General features: G+C 41.5%; 15 protein-coding genes, 1 pseudogene and 1 riboswitch. Of the genes and pseudogenes, 11 read left to right on the forward strand and 5 right to left on the reverse strand.

All coding sequences use genetic code 11. From position 1 onward, the window contains the following. Positions 1-30: 30 nt before the first annotated feature. From gvpA to MUO15_RS08805, 4 genes and pseudogenes are all read right to left on the reverse strand, one after another. Complete coding sequence (gvpA, locus tag MUO15_RS08790) at positions 31-291, reverse strand: gas vesicle structural protein GvpA (RefSeq protein ID WP_245035174.1); 261 nt, start codon at positions 289-291, stop codon at positions 31-33. 383 nt (positions 292-674) lie between these two features. Further along, positions 675-1,019 carry a YflT domain-containing protein gene (locus MUO15_RS08795; protein ID WP_245035175.1) on the reverse strand — a complete coding sequence of 115 codons (345 nt, stop codon included), beginning with the start codon at positions 1,017-1,019 and terminating at the stop codon, positions 675-677. A gap of 170 nt (positions 1,020-1,189) precedes the next feature. After that, positions 1,190-2,028, reverse strand: a pseudogene (locus MUO15_RS08800) (YihY/virulence factor BrkB family protein). A 205-nt stretch (positions 2,029-2,233) separates the two neighbouring features. Then, a complete protein-coding gene (locus MUO15_RS08805; RefSeq protein WP_245035176.1) occupies positions 2,234-2,416 on the reverse strand; it encodes a CsbD family protein in 183 nt (60 codons plus the stop codon). Between the two features lie 177 nt (positions 2,417-2,593). Next, positions 2,594-2,704, forward strand: a riboswitch (TPP riboswitch). A gap of 132 nt (positions 2,705-2,836) precedes the next feature. On the opposite strand from MUO15_RS08805, the gene MUO15_RS08810 reads away from it, so the two are divergent. The 8 genes from MUO15_RS08810 to MUO15_RS08845 all read left to right on the forward strand — a co-directional run bounded on the left by MUO15_RS08810 (position 2,837) and on the right by MUO15_RS08845 (position 9,071). Beyond that, positions 2,837-3,835, forward strand: a complete 999-nt coding sequence (locus MUO15_RS08810; RefSeq protein WP_245035177.1) for an ABC transporter substrate-binding protein — start codon at positions 2,837-2,839, stop codon at positions 3,833-3,835. A 129-nt stretch (positions 3,836-3,964) separates the two neighbouring features. After that, positions 3,965-4,255, forward strand: a complete 291-nt coding sequence (locus MUO15_RS08815; RefSeq protein WP_245035178.1) for a thiamine-binding protein — start codon at positions 3,965-3,967, stop codon at positions 4,253-4,255. Next, on the forward strand, positions 4,255-5,028 hold the full coding sequence (locus tag MUO15_RS08820) for an ABC transporter permease (RefSeq protein WP_245035927.1): 774 nt from the start codon (positions 4,255-4,257) through the stop codon (positions 5,026-5,028). Before MUO15_RS08815 ends, MUO15_RS08820 begins: the two co-directional genes overlap by 1 nt. Further along, positions 5,021-5,758 (forward strand): ABC transporter ATP-binding protein, encoded by a 738-nt coding sequence (locus MUO15_RS08825; protein ID WP_245035179.1) that lies wholly within the window; start codon positions 5,021-5,023, stop codon positions 5,756-5,758. The genes MUO15_RS08820 and MUO15_RS08825 overlap by 8 nt, the downstream gene beginning before the upstream one ends. Continuing rightward, positions 5,755-6,525, forward strand: coding sequence for a TatD family hydrolase (locus MUO15_RS08830; RefSeq protein ID WP_245035180.1), 771 nt, complete (start codon positions 5,755-5,757; stop codon positions 6,523-6,525). Before MUO15_RS08825 ends, MUO15_RS08830 begins: the two co-directional genes overlap by 4 nt. 550 nt (positions 6,526-7,075) lie before the next feature. Further along, on the forward strand, positions 7,076-7,582 hold the full coding sequence (locus tag MUO15_RS08835) for a peroxiredoxin family protein (RefSeq protein ID WP_245035181.1): 507 nt from the start codon (positions 7,076-7,078) through the stop codon (positions 7,580-7,582). 272 nt (positions 7,583-7,854) lie between these two features. After that, positions 7,855-8,160, forward strand: a complete 306-nt coding sequence (locus tag MUO15_RS08840; RefSeq protein WP_245029473.1) for a transposase — start codon at positions 7,855-7,857, stop codon at positions 8,158-8,160. After that, a complete protein-coding gene (locus MUO15_RS08845) occupies positions 8,160-9,071 on the forward strand; it encodes an IS3 family transposase (protein WP_245030908.1) in 912 nt (303 codons plus the stop codon). Before MUO15_RS08840 ends, MUO15_RS08845 begins: the two co-directional genes overlap by 1 nt. Before the next feature lie 246 nt (positions 9,072-9,317). On the opposite strand, the gene MUO15_RS08850 is transcribed toward MUO15_RS08845, so the two are convergent. Continuing rightward, positions 9,318-10,451: an alcohol dehydrogenase catalytic domain-containing protein gene (locus MUO15_RS08850; protein ID WP_245035182.1), complete on the reverse strand. Its 1,134-nt coding sequence runs from the start codon at positions 10,449-10,451 to the stop codon at positions 9,318-9,320. 184 nt (positions 10,452-10,635) lie between these two features. Here MUO15_RS08850 and MUO15_RS08855 point away from each other — a divergent pair, with 184 nt between their 5' ends. The 3 genes from MUO15_RS08855 to MUO15_RS08865 all read left to right on the forward strand — a co-directional run bounded on the left by MUO15_RS08855 (position 10,636) and on the right by MUO15_RS08865 (position 14,114). Continuing rightward, entirely contained in the window at positions 10,636-12,231 is a 1,596-nt protein-coding gene (locus MUO15_RS08855) for a sensor histidine kinase (RefSeq protein WP_245035183.1), read from the forward strand. A 40-nt stretch (positions 12,232-12,271) separates the two neighbouring features. Then, on the forward strand, positions 12,272-12,943 hold the full coding sequence (locus MUO15_RS08860; RefSeq protein WP_245035184.1) for a response regulator: 672 nt from the start codon (positions 12,272-12,274) through the stop codon (positions 12,941-12,943). 193 nt (positions 12,944-13,136) lie between these two features. Next, complete coding sequence (locus MUO15_RS08865; RefSeq protein WP_245035185.1) at positions 13,137-14,114, forward strand: tripartite tricarboxylate transporter substrate binding protein; 978 nt, start codon at positions 13,137-13,139, stop codon at positions 14,112-14,114. Positions 14,115-14,122 lie beyond the last annotated feature (8 nt).

The raw sequence follows: 14,122 nt of genomic DNA on the forward strand, positions 1-14,122 counted from the left end.
CAACTTTTGCTAGGTACGATCTTTTGATGATTAGAAGCTAAATTGAGCATCACGCTCGCCTTGTTGCTCCACCATACCTTCTTCTTGTGCCCCATCCCGCAGTAAACCAACAGCGTTCGCGTACCGTAACCACGTATCAACACTTGCGATAACAACTCTTGCCTCAACCGTGAGGATTTCTATTCCTACTAGTGAAACTCTCGCATAGGCATCTATGACAATCCCCTTGTCAAGAATTCTGTCAATGACTTCGGCAAGACTTGAACTGTCCGCAGTTTTTTGTACACTCATTTTTGTTTCTCCCTTCAAAAGGTAGTCATCCAAAACGACATCATCAATTGTTTAGTTGCACAATAACACCTTATTTAGAACTTAAAACCTCGCAGTGTTGAAGAAAGATTAATATTTCCATTTTTTTGATAAAATATTATTTCAAGGTTACTTGTTGTAATATAAATAAACTGTAAAATCAACTCGTTTTGAACTGTTGAATAAGTAATAAAACAAACATAACAATCTGGTTACATTTCTGATAAAAATGTTCCCTTAAGCTTATTTTGATGAAAATCCTATTATTTGCAGAGCCATATATATGTGAAAACTCTTTAAACACAAAAAACCGCCCGATTTCTCGAGCGGTTTTAATAGAAATTTGCTTTATTTTTTAGATGGCTTTAAAACTCAACTTCATCCTGATTGGTTACGACTAATAAAGTTTTTCCTTTATCCAATTCTTCTTCTAGCTGTTCAGCCTTAGATGCATCAAATCCAATCTCTTTCATCTTGGACCGTAATTTATCACCTTTGCCACGGAACACGTTTTTCATAGCTGTACCCATACCAGTCACCTTAACCCCAATCTTATTGGCATCTGTTTCTTTTCGAGCGCGTCTGTCATGGTCATTATCGTGAGCCAGAATATAAATATCTTCGTCACGAATCCCGTTGTTCCTTAGTTTATCAATGGATTCGCTCAACTGCTCATCGTTATGAAAAACTTTAAATTTCGGTGCAGCCATTCTAATCGCCTCCTTGAAAATGTGGTTACCCTGTTTGAAAATAACTTAAACAGATCAAGTTGGACTGCTACTGTGGATATGAGCATACAAGCTTAATTCAAACAAGGGATTAGACTAGGCTAGCTTAAAGGGAAAGCAAGATAGATTAAAGATTAGGAAAGCACCTATCTCTACTTAACCGTTTTTATTACGCTTGCGTCCCTTATGATTGCATTGATTTCGCCGCCAATTAAGATCATTAAGGAAGATAGATAAAACCAAATCATCAAAATCACAATCGTTCCAAGGTTTCCATATATAATCGAATAATTACTAAATCCTACATAGTATGAAAAACCGAGCGAGGCCAACTGCCAACCAATGGTAGCAAATAAGGCCCGGGAATAATACCCTTCAACTGTAGTCTTTCGTTTGGAGCAATAATATACAAACAAGCGAATACCACGAGTAAAATGATAAAACTAACCGACCAACGTAGAATGTCCCAGGGTAGAAAAGAAGTTGATATTCCTAAATGAGAGAACACAAAAAGGCCTATGGATCTCCCGAATACCGACAATAGCAGGGAAATAATTACTCCAGTAATCATTCCCATCGTCAACACAACCGCTACACATAGAGAATGGATCAGTGCTCTGCTTTCTTCAACACGATAGGCGCTGTTTAGTGTCCGTATGAGCGCACTGGTTCCCATGACTGAGAGCCATATTGTGATCACCATACTAATCGATAACAAGTCGCCCCTTGTCACCTCAAGGACGTGATACAAGTTCTTTTCAATTAATTGCATTGATCCTTGTGGAGCAAAAGGTCTGACAAGGTTCAATACAGATTGTGTCGAGATCGGCAAAAAACTTAACAAACTGAACATTAATATTAGAAATGGAAACAATGCAAGTAACAAATAATAGGCCAGTTGTGCAGCCATATCAAATACTTTATCTTGGAAAGTACGGCCGATTAACCGTTTGAAAAACCAGCGTATTCCTACTGAGCGTTGCCGTATCATGAACTTCCCCTCATTATCCTATTTTTAAAAAAAGCCTCTTTCTACGAAGATATATTCACCTTTCTAGAAATTATTCAGACAGGCGTATGTAAAGAAACGAAAAAATCCGTGAGACACTGGTTGTCTCACGGATTCCTACTTCTATATTTTCCTTTACTGGGATTCCTGCGCTTATCTCCGCGTTTAAAGACCTCAGGGCAGCCAGTTATTTTTCTCTATTTTTGTGATCACCTGATGCGTTTTGAGCGGACCCCTTCAATTTATCTTTCTTACCGTCGTTTTGCATTTTCTGGTTATTCGCCGCGTTTCCTACCTGATCTTTCATTTCACCTTTTGCCTTGCTTACGGCTCCTTTGACTTTATCAGAATACCCTTTTCCTTTACTCATTTTCTATCGCCTCCTTGCAGTATATATACACGGGTTCGATATTCATTAAACTTTTTTGTAACCTGTGCAGCTATGAGGAAAAGGTTACTTTTAAACATCTAGGTACACCACTCCCCCTTGATAAATATCCGTATCTATGGCACAGTTTAAGACAACGTGTGAACTAAAAATGAATAGATTGAAATGTAGGGGACCAGTGCAGCTGGTTGAGATTGTATCCTTTTCAGATACTAACCCTTAGAACCTGATCTGGTTTAAACCAGCGTAGGAAACATATGAAACGAACATTCGTTTATTAAGATATGCACCCTAGGTATGGTACCAGGGTGCTTTTTTGTGTTCCCTGCTCAATGAACCTCTCCCCGCTTAAAAGATCAGACATTTTCGTTAGCACACGAATCATTTTTTGGAGGGAACGAGATGAAGAAGCTTCTACTATTGATCTGTACTCTGTTTGTATTAACAGCCTGTGCAAGTGGTGAGGAAGATCAGACCGGTGCGTCGTCAAGCGAAGATCAAACTCAAGACATTAAACTTGTGCTCGATTGGACACCAAACACCAACCATACGGGACTCTATGTGGCAAAGGCTGAAGGATATTTTGAGGAACAAGGCTTAGATGTTGAGATTATGCTGCCTGGTGAAGCAGGGGCCGACCAACTCGTTGCCTCTGGCCAAGCTGACTTTGGCATCAGTGCCCAGGAAACGTTAACTGAGGCACGTGTCCAAGATATTCCGATTGTCTCCATTGGAGCGATCATCCAACATAATACGTCTGGATTCGCCTCACCAAAGGAGAAAAATATCAAATCACCTGAAGACTTTGAAGGCAAAACTTATGGCGGCTGGGGGGCTCCTGTAGAGAAAGCTGTCCTCTCGTCATTAATGCAAAAAGAAGGTGCTGATGTTGAGAAAGTCGACATTATCAACATGGGGAACACCGACTTTTTTACAGCCGTTAAGCGGGACGTTGACTTCGCCTGGATCTACTACGGCTGGACAGGTGTTGAGGCAGAACTTCGTGGACAAGAATTGAATATGATGTACTTAACCGATTACTCTGACAAACTAGATTACTATACACCCGTCTTAACAACAAATGAAGAAATGATCGCAGACAACCCTGCGACAGTGGAAGCGTTTATGGCAGCTGTCTCAAAAGGCTACCAATACGCGATTGATCAACCAGACAAAGCGGCTGATATTTTGATAGAAGCCGTTCCTAACTTGGATCCCGAACTTGTAAAGGCAAGCCAAGAATGGTTGTCTCCGAAATATCAAGCTGACGCAGAACGTTGGGGCCAGCAGGATTTAAGTGTTTGGAAGAATTACGCTGAATGGATGTATGACCACGATTTGCTAGATAAGAAGTTGAAAGCTGAAGAAGCATTTACGAATAAATTTTTGCCCGAAAAATAATTGAGGCTATTTCGGAAAATTCGCGGACAAACTTGCCTTTTCGCGGCTAATTTTCATTTTGCGCAGCCATTCTGGGAGAAGCGCGGCGAAAGCCCAAAATCGCCCACTAAATAAAGGAGGACAACAAAAATGGCTAATTCACTCGTAAGCATTCAAATCCTGCCGAAAGCGAAAAATGGAGAAGACGTGATCCCTTATGTTGATCAAGCTATCTCCGTCATTCACGCATCTGGATTAAACTATGAGGTCCACCCTCTCGAAACAACGGTTGAAGGCGACCTTTCAGAAATTCTACCCCTGATCGAAAAAGTAAATGAGGAGATGGTGGAGAAAGGCGCAAGCAATGTTATCTCGCAAATCAAAGTACTATACCAGCCAAGCGGGGCTTCCATGGACTCATTAACGGAGAAATACCGTTGATGAAAAAGCTCGTTCATAAAGGGTGGAGACCTGCATTGGTCCTCATCCTTTTGCTTATCATTTGGGAAGGAAGCTGCCGTATGTTCGGTGTACCTGACTGGCTGCTGCCCGCTCCCTCCCTTATTTGGCAGGAAGCCATCAGCGGCTGGAGTCAGTACAGCCATCACCTGTTCTCTACCATTCAACTGACGTTATTAGGGTTCACTATCGGCTCAAGCTTCGGGTTATTCGTGGCCATTGTCCTTCACATGATCCCTAAGCTAAGGGAAGCCATTTCCCCCCTTCTCATCTTGTCGCAAAATATTCCGATCATCGTACTTGCTCCTCTGCTCGTGATCTGGTTCGGCTTTGGCTGGCTGCCGAAAGTGATCGTCATCGTGCTCGTCTGCTTCTTCCCAATTGCCGTGGCGGCAATGGATGGATTAAGACAAACCAACCAGGAACTCATGCACTATATGAAAATGGCGGGAGCTTCAAAAGGGCAGATTTTTCGCAAATTACAATGGCCACATGCGATACCGTCGATTTTTTCTGGGTTGAAGATTTCCGCTACATACAGTGTGATGGGGGCTGTTATATCGGAATGGCTCGGTGCTAATGAAGGGATTGGTGTGTACATGACACTTGCCTCTTCCTCCTTTCGAACAGACCGCGTATTTGTAGCAATCTGTCTAATCATGGTATTAAGCCTATTATTCTTTGGCATCATTTCCTGGATTGAAAAAGCACTCACTAAATGGCAGTCAAAGGAGGCTGATCAGCAGCATGGCTAAGCTTTCGATTGAATACCTAACAAAAACATTTGGTTCTCACTCCATCATTGAGGACCTATCCCTTAAAGTTGAAGACGCTGAGTTCGTATCGATTTTGGGACCATCTGGAAGCGGGAAAAGCACACTCTTTCATTTGATTGGAGGGCTTTATCCTCCTGATAATGGAGATATTTATCTTGACGGGAAACTGATTACCGGTGAAAAAGGAGCCATCAGCTATATGCCGCAAAGCCCCTCCCTTCTTCCCTGGCGAACCATTTTAGATAATGTGCTACTGGGCGGGGAAATTGTCGGGAGACGCGATGCAGACAAGGCAATGGAGATGATTCAAAAAGCCGGACTAAGTGGATATGAATCGGCTTATCCAAGCCAGTTATCTGGTGGCATGCAACAGCGCGCTTCCTTTATCAGGAGCCTGCTTAGTCCTCAATCCCTTATCTGTCTGGATGAACCGTTTTCTGCACTCGATGAATTTACTAGACTTGAAATGCAAAAATGGCTGATATCGATTTGGGAACAATATAAACGCTCGATTTTATTCGTTACCCACAATATTGATGAAGCTCTCTTTTTATCTGATCGCATCATCGTATTATCGGATAAACCGGCTCACGTACAAAAAGAGTACCCCATTCCTTTTGAGCGGCCAAGAGAAGAATCATTGATGCTCAGCCATGAATTCTTGGACTGGAAGAAAACGATTTTCAACGAATTGAGGGGACTTTCATGAAGCAACCTATCATCGATGCTCACATTCACCTGGATATGTACAGCGAGGAATCACGGAGAGAGATAATGCAGGATTTGGAAAGATACCACATAGACGGACTCATTTCTGTTTCTAATCATACGGCATCTGCCCAGATGAATCTGAAGTTGGCGCGTCAAGACAAACGAATTAAACCAGCAGTCGGTTTTCACCCCGAGCAGGAATTGCCTGATGATCATCAGCTTGAGAGGATTTTTAAACTTATTGATGAACATAAAGAAGAAATGGTTGCCATCGGAGAAGTGGGTCTCCCCTACTATTCTCGAAAAAAAGACCCAAGCCTATCACTAACGCCTTATATAGAAATGCTGGAACGATTTATCAGGCTGGCCGTCAAGCTGGACAAACCTATCATTCTTCATGCCATTTATGAAGACGCTAATATTGCTTGTGATTTACTAGAAAAACACTCTGTGAGAAAAGTCCATTTCCACTGGTTTAAGAGCTCTCCCGCAATGATTCGACGATTGATTGAGAATCGATACTCCATTTCTGTTACGCCTGACTGTTTATATGAAGCAGAAATCCAGCAGCTTATCGAGCAATATCCCCTCGAGTTGATGATGGTCGAGACAGACGGACCGTGGCCTTTTGAAGGGGAATTCAAAAATGAACGAACACACCCAAAAATGATTCATGAATCTATTACTAAAATTAGCGAGATTAAATCTCTGCCCTTGGATGAAGTGTATAAGCAGTTATACCAAAATACAGTCGACTTTTTTTAATATTAATAAGGACGGTCCTCCTAAAAGTGAGTGTTCAAAAAGTTGCCAAATTAGAAGGTCGACTAAGATCGCCACGACACGAGAGCAACGTCGACACTAGCACGTCCTGTGCGTCGCAAGAAGGTCGAGGCGGAGTAGCTTTGAGCACAAAGAAATCTTCCCCGAATTGGCATCGCACGAAGGAAAAGTGCCCTTCTTTTCCAAGGAGCGGACTTGCACAGGACGTGCTGACTTCTGCGTTGTGCACAAGGACGTGCACGGTTTTAGTAGAAGTTCCGCTGCTACTTGTTGATACGTGAGTAGCGAGGCCACTTCAGAGAATATCCTTCTTCGCTGCCTTGCCCCGAGGAATTTACCTCTTTGAATAGGCTTGTAGACGCAGGGGGCACACGCTCTTCAAAAGCAAGCCAACGAAGAGATTCGCCTCTTATCATTTGGTGACTTTTTTTGAACATCCTCTAAAAATTTAACCATGTCCATCCTAGTTAGATTTAACATTGATCCATAACGGGTATAACTAGGTATAACCTTAAAAATAGGAGGCTCACACATGGGCGTTTTTAAATTAGGAGAAAAGATACCAAATTTCAATTTACCTGCTGTTTCAGGAGAAGAATATTCATTTGAGGACTATCGAAATGATAATGAAGGAGATTGGCATCTACTCGTTTACTTTAGAGGATCGTGGTGCCCGGCTTGTATGGAAGAATTAAAAGAATTTGAAGAAAGTAAAGCCTATTTTGAAGACAAAAAAGTAAAACTGACAACGATCTCCACAGATAATATGGAAAGCTTGAAGAAAATGGTCGATGAGCATGGGTTCTCATTTCCAGTGCTGGCTGATGAAGACCTCACTGTTCTAGCCCAATATGATGTCCACTATCACGGAGCGGATGATCCGTATGAAGATCATGGCACCCACGGTGAGCCAGCCTACTTTTTAACAGATAATCAAGGAAATCTTCTTTACCAACAGCGCCAAACAAGTCCATTTGGCCGCCCTCATCCCAAGGAAATACGAAAAATCATTAAGTATATTAGTCAAAACTTAAAATAAAAGTGCTAAACCGCCGGCAAAGGATTCTTTACCGGCGGTTTTGTGTCTCTCATTTTCTAGGATAATAAAAGATAGAGACGAAGCGTAACAACCTAATAACGATAGTGGTTTCTCCCCAAAAATTGAATGTTTTTGTCCAAACGAACTGTGATTCTTCCCAGAAATCGATTATTTTACCGAAAATCATTAGGATTCTAGAGTTAGTATAAAAAGTGGACACTAGTATTGAACCATGTTTTAATCATCACAAAGCATTAAAGGACGTGTTCACATTGACCCAAAAGTACAGAAATTATGACCCTGAGTTTAAGCTTTATGTTGTGAAGTTAATGGAATTGGACGGACACAAAATGACGGACCTTAGTCAGAAACTCGATATTCCCTACGGTAACCTTAAAAGATGGAAGACGGAGTATCGTGACCAAAAAAAGAAGGAAGAAAAAGAAGCACAGAATCAACTGTTGACCGCCTCTGAGTACAAGGAAATGTATGAAAAAGAGAAAAAAAGTAACGTAGAGCTCCAGGAGGAAGTCGACATTTTAAAAAAGGCCATGCACATCTTCAATCAGGAAAAGTAGTGAAGTTCAAGTTCATTCATGAACACCGACACGAACACACCATTTCGAGGATGTGCCAAGTTCTTGGTGTGTCTAAATCTGGTTATTATGATTATTTGAATCGTCTGGACAGAGAAGAAACGGAAAGAGAGGCTTGGAACCGTTATATCGATGAACGGATCCTCTTCCATTATCATGATAATTATGGGTGTTACGGCAGCCCTCGCATCCACTTTATGCTTCGAGAAGTGGATCAGGTGGAGGTTTCTCAAAAGAAAGTGACGAATCGAATGAGAGAACTGGACCTTTATGCCACACCACCTAAAAAGTTCATCAATACGACAGACTCTGATCACGATGAAACCATTCACTCAAACCATTTAAACCGTGACTTTCTTCCAGAGGCCCCAGACCAGGTTTGGGCTACTGATATTACTTATATTCACACAGGAGAAGGCTTTTTATATCTGAATCCTGTTATTGATCTTGCTTCCCGACGGATCATAAGTTATCAGTTAGACGATCATATGGATCACACCCTGTGCTTAAAAGCTTTAGAAAAGGCTTTGGCCATTCGTAACCCTAAGTCGGGTTGGATTCACCATTCAGATCGTGGCTCTCAGTACTGTTCTAAGGCTTATTTAGATACACTTAAGGAGGCAGGAGCGACCATAAGTATGAGTCGGAAGGGAAACCCCTACGACAATGCATGTGCAGAGAGTTTCTTTGCCTCTCTGAAAAAAGAATACCTGTACAAACATGTTTATGAGACAAAAGCAGAAGCCAAACTAGCCATTCAGTTTTACATCAATTTTTATAACCAAAAACGAATCCATTCTACATTGGACTATTTAACTCCGTTAGAAAAAGAAAAGAGCTATAAAATGAACCATGATAAAAAGCTCAAAAAGAACCAAATGTCCTCTGCCTAAAGGAATGAATTGGTTTTTGATTCTTTCCTTTAGGCGGAGGCATCCAAGCGTCTCGAAAGAGGACGCGCGGAAGAAAAAGAATGGTTCAAATACCGGTCTATGAATGTCCACTATATTGACAGATCTCCAATTCTGTCCAAAACCAGAACAATTCTTCCCTAATGACAACAGATTCTGCCCAAACCCCTTTTTGGCTAATAAAAAAGCCGCCCCCTGAGTTCCATAATCAGGAGGCGGCTTTTCCAATTACGGCTTCAGAATCACTTTAATGTTTCCATCTTCCTTTTTATCAAAGATATCGTACCCTTTCGGTGCGTCATCGAGTGACATTCTATGGGTAATAATATCTGTAGGGTCAAACTCATTATTCTCAATCATGTCATATAACTTAGGCATCAGATGAATAACGGGTGCTTGCCCCATCTTCAATGAAACATTTCGGCTGAAAAAGTCTCCAATTGGAAAACCGTTTGCTTCCGTACCATATACACCAGTAAGTTGGACGGTTCCAAACTTACGGACAGACTGGGCGGCGGTCTGAATCGGGCTGATCGTTCCGAACTGATTATCGAACTCTGAACCGAACTCTTTATTCGGCGGTACAGTTCCGTCCATCCCTACACAATCAATCACGACATCTGCCCCTCCTTTGGTCTCTTCATGTAGAAGAGAGCCAATTTCCGGAGATGTTCTAAAGTTATAAGCCTCCACACTATTCGTACGCTCGGCGTGTTCAAGGCGGTGATCGACTTGGTCGACAGCGATCACTCTATTCGCTCCCTTTAACTTAGCGAACTTCTGGGCCATCAAGCCAATTGGTCCGCTCCCTAGCACGATTACATTATCCCCCTCGTTCACACCACTATGCTCAACACTCCAGTAAGCTGTTGGAATCACGTCAGACAAAAACATGACACTTTCATCGTCCAAATCGCTTGATTCAGGAACTTTAAATGAAGTGAAGTCTGCATAAGGAACCCGCAGATATTCTGCCTGGCCGCCTGGGTAGTTGCCAAACATCTCTGTAAATCCAAATAGACCGCCAATCTCACCGTGAGGGTTTGATTGATCACACTGACTTTCCATTTGGTTTTTACAGAAATAACATTCTCCGCAGCCAATATTAAATGGGATCACGACACGATCACCTTTTTTTAAACTTTTCACATCAGGCCCTACCTCTTCGACAATTCCCATCGGTTCATGACCTACCACATAATCTTCTTCCGGCTCGATCCCACCCTTATACAGATGGAGATCTGACCCGCATACTCCACTTGCCGTTATTCTTACAATCATATCCCCATTCTCTTTAATAGAAGGGGTTTCGACTTGTTTCGTTACCATTTGCTCTTTTCCTTGATATGTGACAGCTTTCATCTATCTCACATCCTTTTTTAGAGTTTAATTATCTGTATCCGCTCGTCTGATTCTTTAAACGCAGGTCCTCACTTAAAAGTAGATTTTTAAATAAAATTGTTGAATTTTTGTAATATTGATAAAATAATAAAATAGGCAGACAACAGAAACGATCAACTCTTATTGAAAAACTACGGAGGTCCTTATGGAAAAGCTTCTAAAAGTTTCACTGCAGGTCAAGATCTTAGGATTAGTTATCGTTCTACTATTGCTCGTTTTATCTTTAGTTACGTTCATGGTCGTCTATATGGAGTCTAATGAAGATGTTGAAAACGCTGAGAACTTAGCACTTCAAACAGCCAAAACCCTTTCCTATATGCCTGTGATTCAAGATTCCTTTCTATCATCTGACAGACCAACAGATGAAATGGACCACATTGCCGATCAGATTAGAGCTGAAGTGGATGCCTCAGCTATTAAAATTGTCAATCGAACCGGGGATATGTACGGATATTCCGGTCCGAAGTCTACCATAACTTCTGCTAGAGAGGATCATTACCGCGCTTTAGTGTACGGAAGTAACTATGTCCTTCACACACAAGATGATGATCATAAAATCCTCAAAGGAATCTCACCGATTATCATCGACTATGGAGATTATAAACAAGTAGAGGGTAGCGTGTCCGTAGAGTTCGAAATGAAATCGATACATAACGAAATCGCTGCAGATATTAAAAAAATCATTATGGCTTCCGGCGCTGTTTTCCTGATTGGAATCGCCGGCAGTTTCTTCCTGGCCAGAAGTATTCGTAAAGACACTCTTGGCCTTGAACCTTTTGAAATATCTGCCTTATACAGGGAGAGAAATGCTGTATTGCAGTCCGTCAAAGAAGGGATGATTGCCTTTGACCACTCCGGAACCATTACAATGATTAACCTTTCAGCTAGGGAGTTATTAGAGCTGCCCCGGATCGTCGAAGGCCAAAACGTGTACGATGTGATCTCATCACCAAAATTACTTGATTTAGTCAATTCCGAAAAGGGGCTAGTGAATAAGGAACTTCAATATAAGGATAAGACTGTGATTATTAACAGCAGTCCGATTATCGAAGAAGAGAAGCGAACGGGTACTGTCGTTAGTTTTAGAGATAAAACGGAGATTAAAAAAATGATTGATGCCATTTCCGAGGTCAAGCAATATTCTGAAGACCTAAGAGCTCAGGCCCACGAATTTACGAGCAAGCTTTATGTCATTTTAGGGTTGATTCAATTAAGCAAGTATGACGAGGCCATTGAATTGATCCAGGAAGAAACTCACACACAAGAACAGGTAACGGAAATGTTTTTCAAAAATATCCATGATGAAAAGGTCCAGGCTATTCTGCTTGGTAAATTCGCTAAAGCTTCTGAGAAAAAAATCAACTTTAAAATCGAAGAAGGAAGTTCCTTAGCTCCTTTACCTGAGCATATCCGCTTATCACCGCTGATTGTCATTCTAGGAAACTTGATTAACAATGCATTTGAAGCTGTTTCTAATCAGGATGAAAAGAGCGTTTCCTTTTTCGTAACAGATTTAGGCAATGATATTGTTTTTGAAATTGCTGACAATGGAAAGGGAGTAACAAAAGGAACGGAAAATCAAATTTTTCAAAAAGGGTTCTCCCTTAAAGGGAATAATCGGGGGTATGGCCTTGCAAATGTTAAAGAAGAGGTTTACGCGTTAAAAGGGGCCATCGAATTAAGCAGCCCTGAGCATGGGGGAACGATTTTCGCCATTATCCTCCCTAAACAAGTGGGATAAGTCGAACGTTGGAAGAAAAAACTTAGAGAGGATGGTTTAGATGTTTCATGTCATTATTGCAGAAGATGACTTCCGAGTGGCACAAATTCACGAGGAGTTTTTAGCGAAAGTGAAACATATGAAACTAATAGGTAAAGCTGGTAACGCAAAAGAAACATTTCAATTATTGGAAGCACATTCTATCGATCTACTATTGCTTGACGTTTATATGCCAGATCAGCTCGGGACGGAGCTTTTACACAAAATTAGAGAACAATATCCATGTGTAGATATTATTATGATCACCGCTGCTACAGATAAGTCTTTTTTGGAAAAAGCGATCAGTTACGGTGTTCAGGATTATTTAATCAAACCTGTGACCATTGAACAATTCCAGGATTCTTTATCACGCTATCAAAAAAAGAAAGAGATGCTTCAGTCAACGAATGAGGTTAATAAGGATATTTTGGATCAAGTATTTGGATCGGGAACGAAAGAACAGGCTGCCCCCTCCCTCCCCACTGGCATCGACTTTAGGACATTAGAGAAAATAAAATCCCTCCTCAAGGAAGAAGCAGACGGGATCACTTCTGAGAGAGCCGGTGAAAAGATTGGAGCTTCCAGAACTACTGCTCGAAGATACCTCGAGTACTTAGTAGGCATAAACGATGCCACCGTTGAACAGGTTTATGGGATAGTCGGCCGTCCTGAGCGACGATACTATATCGAGTAAATCAATGTATACTAAAACATTTTGTGAACAAAATGCACAAAATGTTTTTTAAATGTTTAAAAAACATTATTTTGAAAACGTTTACACGGAATCACCTATGAGGGTAGGATGAATTTAATTAGTCATTCTCACTATTTTTTAACACAGTACTGTAAAGTGAAACTAGACTAAAAATTTTAAAGGAGTGCATGATATGCGAAAGTTTGGAATGATACCGATCCTCTTATTACTTCTCCTGATGGCAGCCTGTTCAGGGAATGCTTCAGGAAGTCAGGAATACCCCACTAATAATATCGAAATCGTTGCACCCGCTTCCCCCGGCGGAGGCTGGGATTTAACCGCTCGTTCCCTGGAAAATGTTCTGTCTGGTCAAGATCTAGTAGAAAACAATATAAATGTCGTTAATAAACCTGGCGGTGGTGGCGAAGTCGGTTGGCAATACTTAAAATCTAAAGACTCCCATTCTTTAGCTGTTAATTCTAGCCTGGTGTTAACAAATAATCTTCTAGGACAAAGTAAGCTGACTTACGAAGACTTCACCCCTATCGCCACATTGGCAACAGAATGGCAGGCCCTGGCTGTTCCTGCTGACTCTGAATTTAATACAGCTACGGAATTCTTAGAAGCAACAAAAGCGGACCCTGGTTCAATTAAAATTGGTGTCGGACCTGGCTTAGGCAACGATGATCACTTATCGCTGGTCCAGGCGGCTAGTGAGTTCGGTATTAACCCTTCCGAACTGAACTTCCTCGTTTATGAAGGCGGCGGCGATGTAGTAACCGCTTTGCTCGGCGGTCACGTCAATGCCGTTACTACCTCCCTATCCGAAGTTAAAGACCAGCACCTTGCCGGTAAGCTTAAGATTTTAGCTGTTTCTTCTGAGAAACCAGTTAAGGGAATAGAAGACGTGCCTACATGGAAAGAGGCTGGGGTCGACATGGTCTTCCCTCACTGGAGAGGACTCATGGGACCTCCAGACATGACAGATGAAGAAATTGCTTATTGGGATGATAAATTAAGCAAAATGGTTGAAACCGAAGCATGGCAAGAGGTCCTAAACAATAACGATTGGGAAGGATTCTATAAAAATAGCGAGGAAACGGAAGCCTTTCTAAAAGAACAGCATGACTTATATCAAAAACTCGTTAAAGACTCTGGATTAGTTAACTAATTAGTTGA

This window comes from Halobacillus amylolyticus (genome assembly GCF_022921115.1).
Lineage (GTDB): Bacteria > Bacillota > Bacilli > Bacillales > Halobacillaceae > Halobacillus_A > Halobacillus_A amylolyticus.